19 protein-coding genes are annotated in these 15463 nt (G+C 44.3%); 8 read left to right on the top strand and 11 right to left on the bottom strand.

The window, feature by feature from the left end; genetic code table 11:
• Nucleotides 1–3 precede the first annotated feature (3 nt).
• From HYX70_02445 to HYX70_02425, 5 genes are read right to left on the bottom strand one after another with little or no spacing between them, the layout of a single operon-like run.
• Nucleotides 4–714, bottom strand: a complete 711-nt coding sequence (locus tag HYX70_02445) for a hypothetical protein (GenBank protein MBI2798143.1) — start codon at nucleotides 712–714, stop codon at nucleotides 4–6.
• On the bottom strand, nucleotides 714–1319 hold the full coding sequence (locus HYX70_02440; GenBank protein ID MBI2798142.1) for a PilN domain-containing protein: 606 nt from the start codon (nucleotides 1317–1319) through the stop codon (nucleotides 714–716). The genes HYX70_02445 and HYX70_02440 overlap by 1 nt, the downstream gene beginning before the upstream one ends.
• Entirely contained in the window at nucleotides 1319–2362 is a 1044-nt protein-coding gene (pilM, locus tag HYX70_02435; protein MBI2798141.1) for a type IV pilus assembly protein PilM, read from the bottom strand. The genes HYX70_02440 and pilM overlap by 1 nt, the downstream gene beginning before the upstream one ends.
• A 53-nt stretch (nucleotides 2363–2415) precedes the next feature.
• On the bottom strand, nucleotides 2416–4821 hold the full coding sequence (locus HYX70_02430; GenBank protein MBI2798140.1) for a hypothetical protein: 2406 nt from the start codon (nucleotides 4819–4821) through the stop codon (nucleotides 2416–2418).
• Entirely contained in the window at nucleotides 4818–5330 is a 513-nt protein-coding gene (locus tag HYX70_02425) for a hypothetical protein (protein ID MBI2798139.1), read from the bottom strand. Before HYX70_02425 ends, HYX70_02430 begins: the two co-directional genes overlap by 4 nt.
• Nucleotides 5331–5490: 160 nt before the next feature.
• On the opposite strand from HYX70_02425, the gene HYX70_02420 reads away from it, so the two are divergent.
• Both HYX70_02420 and HYX70_02415 read left to right on the top strand, forming a co-directional pair.
• Nucleotides 5491–5700, top strand: coding sequence for a hypothetical protein (locus HYX70_02420; GenBank protein ID MBI2798138.1), 210 nt, complete (start codon nucleotides 5491–5493; stop codon nucleotides 5698–5700).
• Between the two features lie 767 nt (nucleotides 5701–6467).
• A complete protein-coding gene (locus HYX70_02415) occupies nucleotides 6468–7505 on the top strand; it encodes a DUF4325 domain-containing protein (GenBank protein MBI2798137.1) in 1038 nt (345 codons plus the stop codon).
• 271 nt (nucleotides 7506–7776) lie between these two features.
• Here HYX70_02415 and HYX70_02410 read toward each other — a convergent pair whose 3' ends face one another.
• Nucleotides 7777–8031, bottom strand: coding sequence for a hypothetical protein (locus HYX70_02410; protein MBI2798136.1), 255 nt, complete (start codon nucleotides 8029–8031; stop codon nucleotides 7777–7779).
• Between the two features lie 114 nt (nucleotides 8032–8145).
• Between HYX70_02410 and ychF the strand changes: the two genes are divergently transcribed.
• Nucleotides 8146–9222: a redox-regulated ATPase YchF gene (gene ychF, locus HYX70_02405; GenBank protein ID MBI2798135.1), complete on the top strand. Its 1077-nt coding sequence runs from the start codon at nucleotides 8146–8148 to the stop codon at nucleotides 9220–9222.
• A 177-nt stretch (nucleotides 9223–9399) separates the two neighbouring features.
• On the top strand, nucleotides 9400–9951 hold the full coding sequence (locus HYX70_02400; GenBank protein ID MBI2798134.1) for a hypothetical protein: 552 nt from the start codon (nucleotides 9400–9402) through the stop codon (nucleotides 9949–9951).
• A gap of 2 nt (nucleotides 9952–9953) precedes the next feature.
• Here the strand turns inward: HYX70_02400 and efp are convergent, their stop codons facing one another.
• From efp to rpsF, 4 genes are all read right to left on the bottom strand, one after another.
• Complete coding sequence (efp, locus tag HYX70_02395; protein ID MBI2798133.1) at nucleotides 9954–10514, bottom strand: elongation factor P; 561 nt, start codon at nucleotides 10512–10514, stop codon at nucleotides 9954–9956.
• A 79-nt stretch (nucleotides 10515–10593) separates the two neighbouring features.
• Nucleotides 10594–10812, bottom strand: a complete 219-nt coding sequence (locus tag HYX70_02390) for a 30S ribosomal protein S18 (protein ID MBI2798132.1) — start codon at nucleotides 10810–10812, stop codon at nucleotides 10594–10596.
• A gap of 9 nt (nucleotides 10813–10821) precedes the next feature.
• Entirely contained in the window at nucleotides 10822–11301 is a 480-nt protein-coding gene (gene ssb, locus HYX70_02385) for a single-stranded DNA-binding protein (protein MBI2798131.1), read from the bottom strand.
• Nucleotides 11301–11693: a 30S ribosomal protein S6 gene (rpsF, locus tag HYX70_02380; protein ID MBI2798130.1), complete on the bottom strand. Its 393-nt coding sequence runs from the start codon at nucleotides 11691–11693 to the stop codon at nucleotides 11301–11303. Before rpsF ends, ssb begins: the two co-directional genes overlap by 1 nt.
• A 545-nt stretch (nucleotides 11694–12238) precedes the next feature.
• Here rpsF and HYX70_02375 point away from each other — a divergent pair.
• The 4 genes from HYX70_02375 to HYX70_02360 all read left to right on the top strand — a co-directional run bounded on the left by HYX70_02375 (nucleotide 12239) and on the right by HYX70_02360 (nucleotide 14480).
• Nucleotides 12239–12796, top strand: a complete 558-nt coding sequence (locus tag HYX70_02375) for an alpha/beta hydrolase (protein ID MBI2798129.1) — start codon at nucleotides 12239–12241, stop codon at nucleotides 12794–12796.
• The gene (locus HYX70_02370) at nucleotides 12793–13362 is read left to right on the top strand and encodes a hypothetical protein (protein ID MBI2798128.1); all 570 of its coding nucleotides are present in this window, start codon (nucleotides 12793–12795) and stop codon (nucleotides 13360–13362) included. The genes HYX70_02375 and HYX70_02370 overlap by 4 nt, the downstream gene beginning before the upstream one ends.
• On the top strand, nucleotides 13359–13781 hold the full coding sequence (locus tag HYX70_02365) for a histidine phosphatase family protein (protein ID MBI2798127.1): 423 nt from the start codon (nucleotides 13359–13361) through the stop codon (nucleotides 13779–13781). Before HYX70_02370 ends, HYX70_02365 begins: the two co-directional genes overlap by 4 nt.
• A gap of 165 nt (nucleotides 13782–13946) precedes the next feature.
• Nucleotides 13947–14480 (top strand): PRC-barrel domain-containing protein, encoded by a 534-nt coding sequence (locus HYX70_02360; protein ID MBI2798126.1) that lies wholly within the window; start codon nucleotides 13947–13949, stop codon nucleotides 14478–14480.
• A gap of 355 nt (nucleotides 14481–14835) precedes the next feature.
• Here HYX70_02360 and HYX70_02355 read toward each other — a convergent pair whose 3' ends face one another.
• Nucleotides 14836–15450: a RecX family transcriptional regulator gene (locus HYX70_02355; GenBank protein MBI2798125.1), complete on the bottom strand. Its 615-nt coding sequence runs from the start codon at nucleotides 15448–15450 to the stop codon at nucleotides 14836–14838.
• Between the last annotated feature and the right edge of the window lie 13 nt (nucleotides 15451–15463).

The following is a 15463-nucleotide window of genomic DNA, read 5'->3' as shown; positions in this document are numbered from 1 at the left end:
GCACTAGAGCGGCCTCGTGGTTGGTTCAATATTAGCTGCTGGCTGCATATAGGTTTGCATGGTTATATTGGCCTGAATAGTATTGCCGGTGCCGCCTGTAATTGTCATGCTAGAGAAATTCATAACCCTAGATGCCTGTTGGGTTTTCGACAAAAATTCCAATATTCCCTGGTAAGTTCCCTCTAGTCCAACCGTAAAGGTAAATGGCTGCGGCGAGGAGCCACTAGCTGGTTGGTCAGCTGTTGGGGCATTGGTGGTGTCTGTACCGCTAGCGTTGCCAGTTTCTCCACCCTGAGAAACAGAGGTAACCTTTACGCCGCTTTCTTGAGCCATCTTCTCGGTCATTGCGATCAGACCTTGATAGTTGTTGTCTGTGGGTAGAGCGCGCAAGATTAGGTCTGAGTCAGAAACACCGTTGCTGCCTTTGGCGATAATAGTCGCATAATTTGGCTTGAGTTCATTTAAATTCTTTTGTTTCTGATCAAGAGCCGAAATCAACATATCCTGAGCTTTAATTTTGTTAGCTTGAGTAACATAGGCCGAGCCTAGCCGATATATAAGGTAGCCACCCACCAGTACGATAGCACCAATTAATAATCCCATCCAAATCATAAAACGTTGATTTGTTTTCTTCTCGGCTAGCGAAGTGTCTGTCTTTGGAGTTTGGATTGGCGCTTTCTTGGCTGGCTTAGTTTTGGGTATATCTACCGCCATTACTGGCCACCCCCAGCTTTCTTAAATATTGTTGGGTCGACCTTAAAGCTCATGGTAAAGTTCACCTTTTCACTACCAGACTCCTTGCTAACAGTTGTAATATTTACTTCCGAAAAAAGAGCCTTTCTGTCTAATCCTTGTTGAGGCTTGTAGTTTACATTGTAATCTTTAAGGGTCTGGGCAAAGGTTGCTACCTGGGCATAATTTGCTGCTGTACCTGAGATTGTAATTACATAGGCATCGCTTATCTCGAAGCTAGTAACACTTACGCCACTCGGAACCACATTACTTAGATTTCTAAATATTTCACTAACATACAACCGGCTGCCCTGTAATTGCGCGAAAGATGCCAGATGCTCCTGAAGAGTCGAGGCTTTCTGTTCAAGATCTTTAGATTTGTCGACATCACTCTGCAAGCTACTGATTTTTGCCTGATTAAGCTTTTGGGTCGAAAAGGTGTAGCCCAGCAGCAGCAACAAAGTTATCAAAATAGTACCAACAACTACTCCGACCACAATAGTTAAAGTTGTCATAAATCGACGCTGCGACACAGCTTTTAGCTTTAATATGCGAGCTTCTGGCAGTAGGTTTACTAAAACGCTCATTAGCCAAAATTCCTAAGCGCAAGCCCAATAGCGGTAGCATAATTAAGTGATAAGCTCGCCAAAGATGACTGGATTTCACTAGGGTAACTAACATTCTGCCAGGGATTGCCGATTTCTACAGTCATACCAGTAGCATTGGCTAGATACATTGGCAGCTCTGGCAGAGCCGACGTACCTCCGGTTAAGACTATTTTTTCAAGCTTAGTGCTGGGGTTCTTTTCGCGAAAGAACGCAGTCGACTTTTTAATCTCCTCAACCAAGTTGTCCATCAACGGCTTTAGAGTTCTATATATTTGACCCTCGAGCTTGTCTTGCATTAAGCCAAATTTCTTCAAGAACTGATCGGCCTGAACCTTGTCTAAACCTAAATTCTGGCCAACAACTCGCTGCATAGCCAACGAACCAACACTTATAGATCGGACTAAGCGTGGTGCCTGGTGATCTACAATCGCCAAATCTGTAGCATTCACACCAATGTCGAGAATCATGGCACAAACATCTGGTGTTTTACGGTTTATGAGCGAACGAGCTTCGGCTATCGAGTTGATCTCGAGCGCCATTAGTTCTAAGCCAGCCTTTTGAACAATATTAAGATACTTTTCGGCAACATTATTGGGGGCAGCCACCAACAAAACTTCTTGGTCGGCACTGTTGGGCACATCGCCGACCACTGCCCAATCCAATTTGACCTGATCAATAGCCATTGGTATGTACTTGTCGGCTTGGAATTTTATGCTCTGGGCAAGCTCATCGTGATTTAGCTTGGGCACTTGAACAATGGCAGTATAAGAAGTACCGCCGGGCAAGGCCGCAACAACATTTTTGGTGGTTACCTTAGCATCTTCGGCCAGCTGCTTTACCAAATCTGCCACCCGCTGTTGATCGACATCGGAATCAGATGCCAATAAATTAGCTGGCACTTCGATATCGCCATAAGTAATTAGGCTTGGGCTACCATGCAGCTCGCGGACTTGAGCTAGTTTAATACTGTTTGTTCCCAGATCTAAACCAAAATAATTCTCATCTGGAGTAAATAACGCCATAATAGTGCTATTTTAGCATAAGAACTATGCGGTAATAAAGTTTTTTGCCTTTGCTATCGTAATCTGGGCTGTAATTCTAAGCTGCCGTAGTTAAGCTGGCTATCTAGATTCCAAGAATTTTTATCAAAACCCGGGGGCGCAAAACTAACACCAAGTGGATTAAGCACAAACAGTTCGGCGGGGTTTTGATTGGAGGAGTATCGATCAAAATAGTTCCGCCCAAAGGTATAACCATTGGCAGTTATAATCTGACCATTAACAGTCAGTTGTTTGGCGCAAGCTACCGACGGGTAACCAGTGCAGGTGTTAAACTTGCCAGCAGCATACACCATGGCGTTTACCTGGGTAACCCCAGGTGCAACATTTACGTCGCCACTATCCACTATTATGCCCAACACCGGCTGCTCTTGCGGTAGCCGATTGTTAGCTACCGCGGGCACAATATTGCCAGCTATTCTAAGTGAACCACCTTTTACCCAAATGGTATGCCTACCCGGCGGAATAGTTAGGCCGTTAATTACGCTGTCGCCGGTTAGCTGAACAATCTCGGATTTACTGGGGTCGCAATTTAGCGGCAAGCTGGTGGTGGCACAAAATAGCTTGGGGTTACTCTGAGCATTCGACCAAGCTTGAGACGCAGCGTTTGTAATCTGGCTAAAACTGTTGTTAAGGTTGTCACCAAAGACATAGCCCAATGTGCCAGCTGCACGACACGAAAAGTCACCGTTATCTACTAATGCACTGAGGTAGTAAAAGTTTAGACTGCAAAAGTTAGCCGACGGATTGTTGCCGTTCACTTTTTGCGACGCGCGAACATAAGAAGCCTCCGGACCGCTAACACTATTGCCATATACCTTAATCTGATCAACTAACAGATTGCGGTCGGCCGTTGGGTTATTGGCCAGATCGCCATAAGCGTCGTTGTCGAACGTTATGGTTATCTTATAGCTGCCAGAAATAGCCTTGCTGGCATCGGCCATGTTTTCGGTCACCCTGGCATTAATGTACTGAAAGTTTGCGGCATAGCCTTCGGTGCTGGCTACTTGTTTGCCAGTGATTTTGTTTACTACAGATAGTTTGTAGTGGGGTGCTGGATTGTCGTTCTTGCGCTGAGGATCAAAGTAATTTTCACCACCCACATAGGCGCTAACACCAGACAGCACGCCAGTGTAGTCCTCTACCACAGCCTGGGAGCCATTTTCGGTCAATACTCTAGAAAACTTACTGCCTGGTGGGTTCAACGAGCCGTCTCGCGGTACAACAGCGCTGGAGCCAGCGGCTGTAAATGTCTGAGTACCAGCCGCACCGTTGGCCGTATAGATAGTGGCCTCGGCGTAATCATAGTTGTTTCGACTGCCCGGCCTAAAGAAGTCTTGCCCAGTTATACTGCCAGTTGCAGTTACGTCGCCGTTCTTGGTCTGCAGCCATGGGCGGAACTGTGGCGCTACCGGACACTTAAATGATGCCGGGCTGCCACTCAGTTCAGCATTTTGGTTTTTGCCTATTGCATAAGCGTAAACCTTATGGTCGCGCCCATCTAAATATATATCTGGTATGCCGGTAGAAAAATTGCCGTTACTATCGGTCGTAACACGGTTGTAGGCCACAGTATTCACCAACTTACTATCGTCACGGCTGTCGTAATAAAGATCAACATTAATGGGCTTATTGGGTTGAGCCGGATCGGTGGCTTTGCCTGTTACTCCAGGCGGAGTGCAAGAGGCGCTTAGGTTTCCCCTCGGTGTAGCCGTTACATTAACATTGATAGATAAGTTTGAAATGGCAAGCTGGCAATCACCATACGAGGAGGCGCTATTTGGATCATTAGGCGGATTTGGTTTTGGTGGAGGATCACCACTACCTACGCAAGTATTTGGTGTGCCATTATCAAAAAGGTTAATCCTCTGGGCATTGTATGACACAGTATAGGTATTATTTCCAACCGGGGCATCTTTGGGTATGGTTATAGTAATTGGCACAGCAGTTATAGCAAAGGTTGAGCCATCGTAGGAGTCTGTATAGTTGGTAAAGATCGGGTTGGTGGGCACGCCGTTAAGCGTAGCATTATTGTCTACCGAAGAGCTGCTAATATAGTTCCAGGTACCGATAACGCCGGTGCCAGATTCGCAGTAAATATTACCATAAACAATGTATAAATCAACGGTTTGGCCGGCGGTGGCCGTAAGCGACGTTTGAGAGAAATTATTATCGTTTCGAGTGGAAAGCCACGACCATTGGCCAACCCCATAGTATCTTGGATTCGCAGGATCGTTGTTGTCGGAGCATCGTCCATTAAACTTTGTGAATAAATTCGGGAAAGAAATGCTCCAGGGCACCTGGTTAAGATTGGCCGTTGTGTAGGTTGCGGCATGAGCACTGGCAGATTGTGAAAGCCATACAAGACTGGTTGTAGCCAAAACCGCAATCCCCGATATTAATATCTGTTTAAATCTACTCATTTCTGCGGAGTCCCTGTGCCAACAAAATTCTTGACAGACTGAGTGTTAAAATTTATCAAAAAGTCGATATTAGATTTTAATGCCTGTAATTTATCGTTGGTGCTTTTTACTAATAAATCTGAGGGCTGTTTATTTGACGGAAAACTATGCAGTATTTGAGCGTATTTCTGGGTATTGGCGGCATCGTTATTCTGGCTATAGTAGGCCACAAGTATGTACACGCAGTTCGGATCATTCTGGAAATTTTTGAGCTGGGTAATCTTGTCTGCTAGGGGCTTTAAGCCTTGGCCATTGCCGATATCACTAATAGCTTGCTGCAATAGACTTTTACTGGCTGTGCTAGAACAGCCTTGCCCAGAAGCTTGGTTTTTATTTTGCGTATACCAATACCAGCCGCCAAGTGCAGTCAGCAATACAAGCAAAATTAAAACGATTACTACAATCAAAAATTTTTTGTTTGTAGATTTTTTCTTCTCTACCTCGCTGTGGGATTTAGAAATTTCACCCATAATAGTTACGCTTTTTATTATAGGCGATCGGCTGAAGATAACAAGTCAATAAACAAAACGGCTCCACGGGAAGGGGCAAACCCCCTTCCCGTGGAGCAATATGGTGCTTCAGCCGGTAAAGCGTGGCGTTGCCACCACGGCCTGCGTGGCCGGCTGAGCTGTGGTGGATGATTCGGTGCTGGCTAAGCTCACTGTGGTGGTGGTCGTGCTGGTAGTGGCCAGACTGACCGATGCCGACGGCAAGCTCAGGTGCGTGGTTGGCGGAGCCGCGCAGTACGGCTCTGGCAACGTGCTGGTGGTGGGCAATGGTGGCGCCCCCAGGCACGGCCATGGACAAGCCACAGCCACCACCCCGAAACCAGCACCATAGCCGTTGGTTTCGTACGTGGTGTTGTTGAAGCCATCCGGGTTGTTCCAGACGAAGCCACCAGCCGTCTGATCCGGGTTGAACCAACCGCCCCTGACCTGCATCAGCCAGTACCCCTGGCCCGCCACGACGGTGATGTGGGTATCGAAAGGCGGTTGAGCTGGCGATGTGGTGATGGTTGCCACCCAGGTAGACCCCACTTGAGGCCCATCGGGCCCTTGGGTGGTGTCGTAGCAGCCGAGCGGCGTTGGGAAGTCTGGCGGCTGCGGGTATGGAACCTGCGAACTGGCGGCTGCCACACCACCAGTCATGATCACAGCTGCAGCACCCACTAACAATAGCGTCTTCTTCATACGCATCCCCCGATCTAGTAGGAACAAAGAGAAATAGATAATAACATATTTGTATGCTATCTGTCAACTGCTGTATCTGGAATTATGCCTGTTAATTTGTTATAATTGCAACTTATGAGTCTTTCGATTGGCATAGTCAGGCTGTAACCATACCATTCAAGCTGACATTCAAGATGCCACTCCCCGATCAAGGTAAGCGTGGATATTCCAACGAATTTATTAAAAAATACTCCTTTAATTGATATAGTCATTTATCTAACTAAAACTTGACATAGAATCTTACATAGCACTTTTACTTACTAACATAGCCATAAAACTAGTGTTTAACAGATAATATAACATAGAATTATAAAGTACTTGACATACAGCCTGACATAGAGTGATATAGTACCTAACATATAAATTAAGATGAGCATTATGATTAAAGAAACCATTTTAAAAATAGCCAGGGAGAAGAAGCAATTTAAGACAGTTGATGTCATTAAAGCGTTGCGCGAACATACACAAAAACCCTATGCGAGATCTTATGTAAGTACAGTCGTGAATAGCATGGTTAAAGACGGTACTCTAGTAAGAGAAGGAAGTGGCAGGTGGTCGGTCTATGCGCTTCCTCAGTATGCCGATGCATTGGGCAAACGAATTAAAAAAAGACTGGTGAATAAAGAGCTGGAAGAATACGAAGTACTAGATGGGATTAAAAAAGAAAAACCATTCTTAAATAATCTCCTAGAAAATGTACAGAGCATTTTTGCTTATGCATTTTCAGAAATGCTAAATAATGCTATTGAGCACTCGAAAACTAAGTATATTGAGATTGAAATTAGCCAGGAAAAAGATATTCTTACGTTTGTTGTACGTGACTTTGGTATAGGTGTTTTTCGCAATGTAATGAAGAAAAGAAACTTAAAGTCTGAGATTGAGGCGATACAAGACTTATTGAAAGGAAAAACAACTACTGCTCCCAAGGCTCATTCTGGAGAAGGCATATTCTTTACATCAAAGATTGGAGATTTATTTACTCTGGAAAGTTTTGGTTACAAATTAAGAATAGATAATAGAATTCAGGATGTTTTTGTGGAGGAATCTAAGCCAGATCTCCGAGGAACTGAAGTTATGTTTAATATAAATGTAAAAACAAAGTTACACTTAAGTAGTGTATTCTCTAATTACCAAGTAGACCCTGAGGAGCCAGCTTTCGACCAAACAGAAATCAAAATTAAGCTTTACACTATGCGGACAATATATGTTTCTCGTTCGCAAGCAAGGCGTCTGCTAGCTGGTCTAAATAAGTTTAGGCGTATAATCTTAGACTTTAAGCATGTCCCAACCGTTGGACAAGCTTTTTCTGATGAGATATTTAGAGTTTTTCACGCCAAGCATCCCGATATCGAGATAGTTCCGATCAATATGAACGAAGCAGTAAAGTTTATGGTAGATCGAACCGAGACTACCTAGTTTTTAGCTTACTAGCTTGGTAACGATCGTATAAAAAGCAAGCCAATTCTCGCAACTGGTTTATTAATTCCAACACTTGCTCGTTAGGCATATTCCTAGCATCTTTGCATTTGGTTTTTTGCGGATACTAGTATAGCGAGGTTCATACTGCTCTACACCTTCATTAACAAGGTACTCTTCAATCTGACCAAGTAGCTGATTTGTTTGTATATTAAACTGATCATGTCGTTTTTCTTCTAAGTTATCTAGAGGATTCATTATTAGACTTTCTTTAAGTTGCCAAATGATATTTGTCAAACTCATTCATATAAACATCATACAAACCAATTATTAATGGACTTAAAGCATCCACTGCTTCTTTCAACTCTGGCCATCGATCGTCATCATCCACTATCTTTTTTGGTAGAATTTTAAAGAGAAAGACTTTTGCGATATCAGTATTTGCATCGAGACTTGAACTGGCGGCTGCCACACCACCAGTCATGATCACAACTGAAGCACCCACTAACAATAGCGTCTTCTTCATACGCATCCCCCGATCTAGTAGGAACAAAGAGAAATAGATAATAACATATTTGTATGCTATTTGTCGACTGCTGTATCTGGAATTATGCCTGTTAATTTGTTATAATTGCAACTTATGAGTCTTTCGATTGGCATTGTGGGCCTGCCCAATGTGGGTAAATCCACTCTCTTTAATGCCCTCACCAAAAACCAAGTATTGGCCGCGAACTACCCTTTTGCCACTATTGAGCCGAACGTAGGCGTGGTTAATGTGCCAGATACGCGTTTGCAAAAGCTAGCCGAGATTTCAAGCTCAGCCCAAACTATTCCTGCTAGCTGTACGTTTGTAGACATCGCTGGCATTGTTAGTGGCGCCAGCCGGGGTGAAGGCCTGGGCAACAAATTCTTAAGCCATATACGAGAATGCAACGCCATTGTGCAGGTTGTGAGAGCTTTTGAAGACCCTCTAATAACTCATGTCGAAAATAAGACTGACCCTAAGGCTGACATCGAAACTATAAATGCTGAGTTAATTTTGGCAGATTTGACTACTGTCGAAAGTCGCCTAGAGCGAATAAAGTCCGAGCTCAAAGCCGACCCAAAGCTGGCACCACTCAAGGCCTTACTCGAAAAAACTAAGGCCGGGTTAGATGAAGCTAAGCTCGCCGGATCATTCTTGTCTGCTGAAGAAATGCATGATTTACACGACATGCAGCTTTTAACCGCCAAGCCATTCATAATCGTCTTTAATTTAGATGAAACACAACTTGGTAACGAGCAACTCAAAAAAGAGCTGGAAGCAATTGTTAGCCCCTGCCCTGCAGTGTTTTTGTGTGCCAAGGTTGAAGCTGAACTGCAAGATTTATCAGAAATTGAAGCCAAAGAACTGCTCGCCGGTTTAGGTCAAACCGAGTCGGGCCTAGAAAGCCTAATTCGTCTCGGCTACCAAACTCTAGGCTTCGAAACATTCTTTACCACTGGGCCCAAAGAAACCCGTGGTTGGGTTATGCGAGCTGGCTACACGGCGCCACAGGCGGCTGGAGTAATTCATGGTGATTTCGAGAAAAACTTTATTAAAGCCGAGGTTGTAACCTATGAAGATTTTGTGGCTGGCCGTGGTTGGGCCGGCGCCAAGGAATCTGGCAAAGTCCGTTTAGAAGGCAAGGACTACACCATGCAAGATGGTGATATTGTAGTAATTAGGCATAGTTAAATGGATGCTGCTGAGCAACTAAAACGAGTTAAGAGGCTTCTACAGCATTATACCGAAGGAGACATCCCTACTCTGGCCCAGCATGAGGTTAATCCCAGGTTGGGTCGTGGGAGTCGAGAAAACTACCTATACTTTACCCTTCCTGCCTGCATTAACTTTCAGCGCAATAGTCCTGCGATGTGGAAGTCGGCCCTCGCTACCTGGGATGATCCAACCACTAATTATCTATATTTCCCCGAGAAGTTAGCAAAAACTACTTACAAAAAAATTCAGGCTGACCTAGGCAAGCATCGACTTGCGCTCCAGCCTAACAAGCACACTCTCATTTGGACCACGATTGCCGCAACTCTTCACGGCGAGTTCGATGATGACCCAAGAATGATAATTGGGCAAGCACAAAATGATATTTTGAAACTTCTAGAAATACTTCAAGTTACTAAGAAGAAATCATTTCCATACCTGTCTGGCCCAAAACTCTCAAACTATTGGCCATACATACTTTCGCAATACACAGACGTTAAGTGGTTAAACCCGTATGAGATTTCGATTATTCCAGATACACACATAATCCAGTCGAGTATTGAGCTTGGCTTGGTGCCAGAGGGTGCAAATCAAGAGGAAGTAATTGCGGCATGGAGGGAGCTATTGAAAGACAGTGACGTTACGCCTGTGCAGATGCACCCCGTATTGTGGAACTGGAGTAGGGCTGGTTTTTTGCCGGCCGTATAAGACTATTTAGCGCGCTCTAGGTATTGACCAGTGCGGGTGTCGACTTTTACCGTGTCACCAACCCTTATAAACTGTGGAGCCTGTACTTTTAGCCCTGTTTCTAACTCCACCTCTTTGGTGGTGGCGCTGGCGCTATTGCCTTTATCACCACCTGGAGCTGATACAACTTTGAGCACTACGTTCTTGGGCCAATCAAAACCAATGGTTTGGCCGTTGAAAATCAGGGCTTCTATTTCTGAGCCTTCATTTAAGTACTTGGGGATATTAGAGTCAATTTGTTGTTCAATCTCAAGCGTTTCGTAACTGCTCATATCCATAAAGTTCAATTTATCACCGCTGCGGTACAAATACTGTACGGTTTTGTGATCGATTTCTGCTGGTTTAACGCGTTCATCATTCTTGAATGTGCGATCCAAAACCTGGCCAGTAATGAGATTTTTGATCTTAGTGTTAACGGTCGAACCACCGCGGCCCATCTGTTTTTGAGCATATTCAACCACCCGGTAGGGCGCGCCATCGAGTTCAATTAAGGTTTCTTTTCGTAGGTCAGTTGGGCCATACATAGTAAATTGTCTCCGTAAGCTTTATTGTTCGAGGCTTGCCGAGAACTATAGTTCTCACTCTGTTCGAACAGTATGCATGCTAGCGTACCACGAACGGTAAAAGAGCCATATGTCTTGCCCGCTTGAGTGCTTTTGCCAACTGTCGTTGGTGCTTCATGCTAGCACCAGTGCGCTTGCGACCTTCGATTTTGCCAACACTATTTAGATAGCGCTGCAAAGTCTTAACATCTTTGTAGTCGATGTATTCGAGCTTTTCGGCGTAAAACTTATTTTGCTTGCTTTTGTAGAATTCTGCCATCATAAGTCCTTAAAACGGAATGTCGTCTAGGTTAATATCGCCGTCACCCATGTCTTCGATTTTTACGCCGTCTTTTTTGGTAGCTGGTTTTGCTGGTGCTTGAGCATCTGGGTCTTGGTTAAAACCAGCATCGCTACCGGCGTCGCCACCAGCGTTCATGCGATCCACAAAGTTGATATCAGTTGCAACAATCTCAGTTTTTTGGCGCTTAACACCGTCGTTGCCTTCCCAGCTGCGGGTTTGCAAGCGGCCTACTACCAGCACTTTGCGGCCCTTTTGTAGGTAGCTGCTAGCCAGTTCACCTAATTTACCCCAGGCTACAATGTCGTGATACTCCACAGCATCTTTACGTTCACCGCTGGGGTCTTGCCAACTACGGTTGGTGGCTACAGCAAAACTAGCGACAGATTGTCCGCTCGGTGTGGTGCGCAGTTCCGGGTCACGGGTTAAATTGCCCATTACAATTGCTTGGTTAAAATCTTTGGCCATTACTCTTCCCCTTTCTCTTCTTTTTCGCCTTCTTCAGCCGCAGCCTTTTCGGTTTTATCCTTGGGAGCTTCTTTTTTAGCACCCTCGGTTGGCTTATTTACGTAGCGAATTCGCTCTAAACTTACCACAAGATAGCGCATTACCTCTTCGGTAATTCGCAGGGTGTTGGTGATCTTTTGTGGAGCCTCGGTCGGTAGTTCTACAGTGTAGAACACATAAATTCCCCACTCCTGTTTTTTGATCTTATAGGCTAGCTTACGCTTGCCCCAGTTGTCTTTTTTTACGATCTTGCCACCATTGGCAGTCAGGATCTTTTCGATCTTAGAGGTGGCCGACTCTATGTCGATCTCTAGATCGGGGTGTAGCAAAATTGCTACTTCGTATTGTCTCATTTATTTCCTTTCTTTGGATCCCTCGCTTGTTGCGAGCTTCACTAAAGTCTGTTTGTATTTATGCTTTAGTAAAAAGGTCAATTAGCTTTTAAAACCATGTAATTATACTTGGTAATCAGGTCCGGGTCAACACTACTGTAATGGGTTCACTAGCTTAGCAACAAAAACGGGTGTCTATCAGACTTGTAAATGACTAATAAACAGGGAGACAAGACACCTATGTCATATACTAAATCACCCTATGCCCCAACAGCAAGGTGAGTAGCCTGTAGTTTGGTACGGTGGTATGTACACCAATCCAAGCGCTACAATTGCGCCGAACCAATTTGTATTCTAAGGGTCGTACCCTTAGAATGGGCTTCATGCCTGGTAGGAACATTTACAAACAATACGCCCCTAAGGGTTTTTACCACTAGAAACAGTTTCAGTTGGCTCTTCGATCTGAAAATCCCAACGCATTTCACCTAGTTGTTTTGTGTCTGAGCTGTCGGCCAATCTTATTTCCATAATTTTATTGTATCACCAGGTTTGGTATAATTGTGAACATGAAAGACGTAAAAGTGATTCTGCTGCACGGCAATGGTGGCGGCAAAGGCTCAGACAATTGGCTGCCATGGCTTAAAGGCGAGCTAGAAAAGCTAAATGTTAAATGCTTAGCCCCAGATATGCCTGATTCTGAACTGGGCAGAGCTAAATACTGGATTCCATATTTAAAAGATAAGCTTAGTGCAGATGAAAATACCATACTAGTTGGTCATTCAACTGGAGCAATAGCGGCTCTGAAGTATGCCGAAAACAGCAAGCTGTTAGGATCAATATTAGTTGGTGGCTACTACACCGATCTGGGCGATGAGACCGAGAAGAAGAGTGGCTACTTTGATCAGCCTTGGGGCTGGAAAGCAATTAAAGATAATCAAAAGTGGGCTGTAGTATTCGCCTCTACCGACGACCCTTGGATACCGATCGAAGAAGCTAGATTCATAAAAGACAGACTCGGCTCTGAATATCACGAGTTTAGTGATCAAGGACACTTTGGTTATGACAAGGATAAAAAAGAATTTCCAGAGTTGCTAAGAGTGCTAAAACAGAAACTAGGCAAATGATTATCGGAATTGCTGGTGGCAGCTGTAGTGGCAAAACTACACTAATTGAAGAAATTCAAAAGCGACTCGGCGATGAATTCTCCGGCCTGTCGTTTGATGATTACTTCGTTGGTGAAGAAAACTTACCAGAAGTTGTTGAAGATTGGGAAAATCCCTCTCTCTATCGTTACGATGAATTTATAACCGACCTAAAAAGTCTAAGGCAAGGAAAGACTATACATCTGCGGACCAAATCTAGGGAGAGCACTGCCTCTGGGGTAACCAGTAAACAGCTTGATCCAAATAAATTCACTTTTATAGAAGGCTTTTTAATCTTCTACGATCCGGCCGCTGTAAAGCTCTTTGACAAAAAAGTGTTTATTGATTTGCCAGAAGAGCAGATTGTTCAACGAAGGCTTGACAGATCAGACGGTGTTAGCCGGTGGGATCTGCCTGAGTACATCAATAAAAGGCTAATCCCCGGACACAGAAACTATGTTCAGCCACAAAGCAAACTGGCAGACATTGTTGTCAACGGAGAATGGCCCACCAGCAAGATGGCTAATGTCATTATAAAAGCGCTATGAAACGAGTAATAATACTGCGGCATGCCGATCGTGAGGGCGATGAGCTCACACCGCAAGGTGTTGGTGCTTGTAAGGAGTTGGCGCAAAAGCTCCCCCATTTTGATATTGTGGTAGCCTCTCCGGCCAAACGCACACAAACTACGGCCGGGCTTTTGACCGGCCAAAAACCAGCCATCGAGCCGGTGTTAATGCTGTCGTCCGACCCAGCCGGCGCCAAAAGTTTGTTAGATTTGGCCAAAAAGCTGCTCGGTCAACTGCCGGCTAACGGTCAAGCTTTAATAGTTTCGCACGAGGTCAACATATTAGCCTTGATAAAGCTGCTGCAGCCGACTATAGCGATCGTTGGTATAAATAAGCTCAGTGGCATTAGCTTAGATGAAAATCTAAACTTAGATATGGTAAATAACGATGGCAATTAAGCCGGTTTGCGACAAGTGCGGCAAGGAGTTAACCGAGTTTGGTGCGATTTTGTTTAGCCCACCAGATTCAAATAACACGGTAAAGAAGTTTCACATTTGCGTTGCTGTTACCTTGAGATAGCGCAAGAGTTCGAAAAGAAATAGTTGGCCAGGTATACTGTAAGCATGCCACACTTAGCTAGTCATATTATTCAACTGCCTGTTTTTAGCGTGCAGGACGGTGGTATTCTGGGTCGGGTGCAAAAACTCATTGTTAACCCCGATGACTTTAAAATCGTTATGTTACAAGTTCATTTGCAGACCAAATTTAGGCCACGCTACCTATTGCCGCACGACATAAAGCTGGTCGATAACAATAAACTAATTATAGAATCTGCAAATGATCTAGCCGAAGACGAGGATTTAGTGCGACTCAAGCCATATATAAAGCAGCCTTTTTTGTTGTGTGGTGCCAATGTAGTTACCCAAAGCAGCAAAAAACTAGGCCGGGTTAACGACTTTAGCTTAAGCACTAATGATTTCACAGCAACTAAGCTTTACTTAAAATCACGTTCTATTTGGCAGTTTTTTTACGCCTCTCATATTATTGATCGTAATATGGTTGTCGATGTAAAAGATGATAACAAAACCATTGTAGTTAAAGACAGCACCATAAAACTGCAAAAAACTAGCCCAAGCGTGTTGCCGGCCAAAAGCTGAAATTCTTTCACCCTTTCGGGCGACTATCTTTTGTCTTGGCAAAAGATAGCAAAACCGCCTGGCCTATGCTTACAGTCTAGCAGTGCTCAGCCAGTCGAAACTTCTTGGAGGCTAGCGCGGTTTGGTAACAACCAAATTCTCGCAAACAAGAGCGTTGCTTAATGGCTTCGCTTGCCGATCGTTGGCAACGGCCGAAGAAGATCGAGTGTCAGAGATTGTAAAAACAAAAGTTTTTTCTATTGAAGTATTATAGCTTAACAAATATAATACCTAGCAATGAGGAGTGTGAAGTGGTTGTAATTGCTTTGTGGGTTGTACTGGCGGCCGTGATTTTTAGATTCGTACTCAAGCGTAGCTAGCCGGCACTCTCGGCCCCTAGTACGGCTTTGATGTCGGCGTAGCGAAAGCCGCGTGCGCTCATGTGCGAAATAAGAGTCATATCATCAGTCTTGCGGCTGGCTTTTCTTTTTTTAGCAATTAGTTTTTGAATGTTTTGTAGTTCTTGATCGTGGTTTTGCTCAGCCAAAACAGCTTCAATGATCTCACTGCCTACACCCTTTTGTCGCAGTTCTTGCTGCAATTGTCGTTTTGAACGAGGCTTGAGCAGGTTGCGGTTTTCTATCCAGTTGCGAGCAAACTGCTGATCGTCTAGCAATTGTTGCTCAGAAAGTTTTTGAACTACAGGCTCTATTTGATCACTATCTTCAATTTTCTCTTGTAAGTATTTGCGTACTTCGTGTGTACTACGTGGCCGAAAACTTATGTAATACAAGGCTCGGTCATAGGTTTTAGAATACAATGAAGAGTGTTTGAGCTCGGCTAGCTTATCTGGCTCAACTTCGTCCCCTATGCCAATGCCAGATAAACTAAGTTGTAGATCGCTAAGCGAACAAAAAAACGCACCGTCTACAAAGATATTGTAGAGTTGAGTACGTTTTTTTTGTTGAGTAATGTCGGTGACAGTAGGCATAACAACTCGCAGG

This window comes from Candidatus Saccharibacteria bacterium (genome assembly GCA_016191105.1).
Lineage (GTDB): Bacteria > Patescibacteriota > Saccharimonadia > CAILAD01 > BJGX01 > JACPPH01.
The sequence above is the reverse complement of the archived record's forward strand: the minus strand, read 5'-3'. Positions and strand labels throughout refer to the sequence as shown.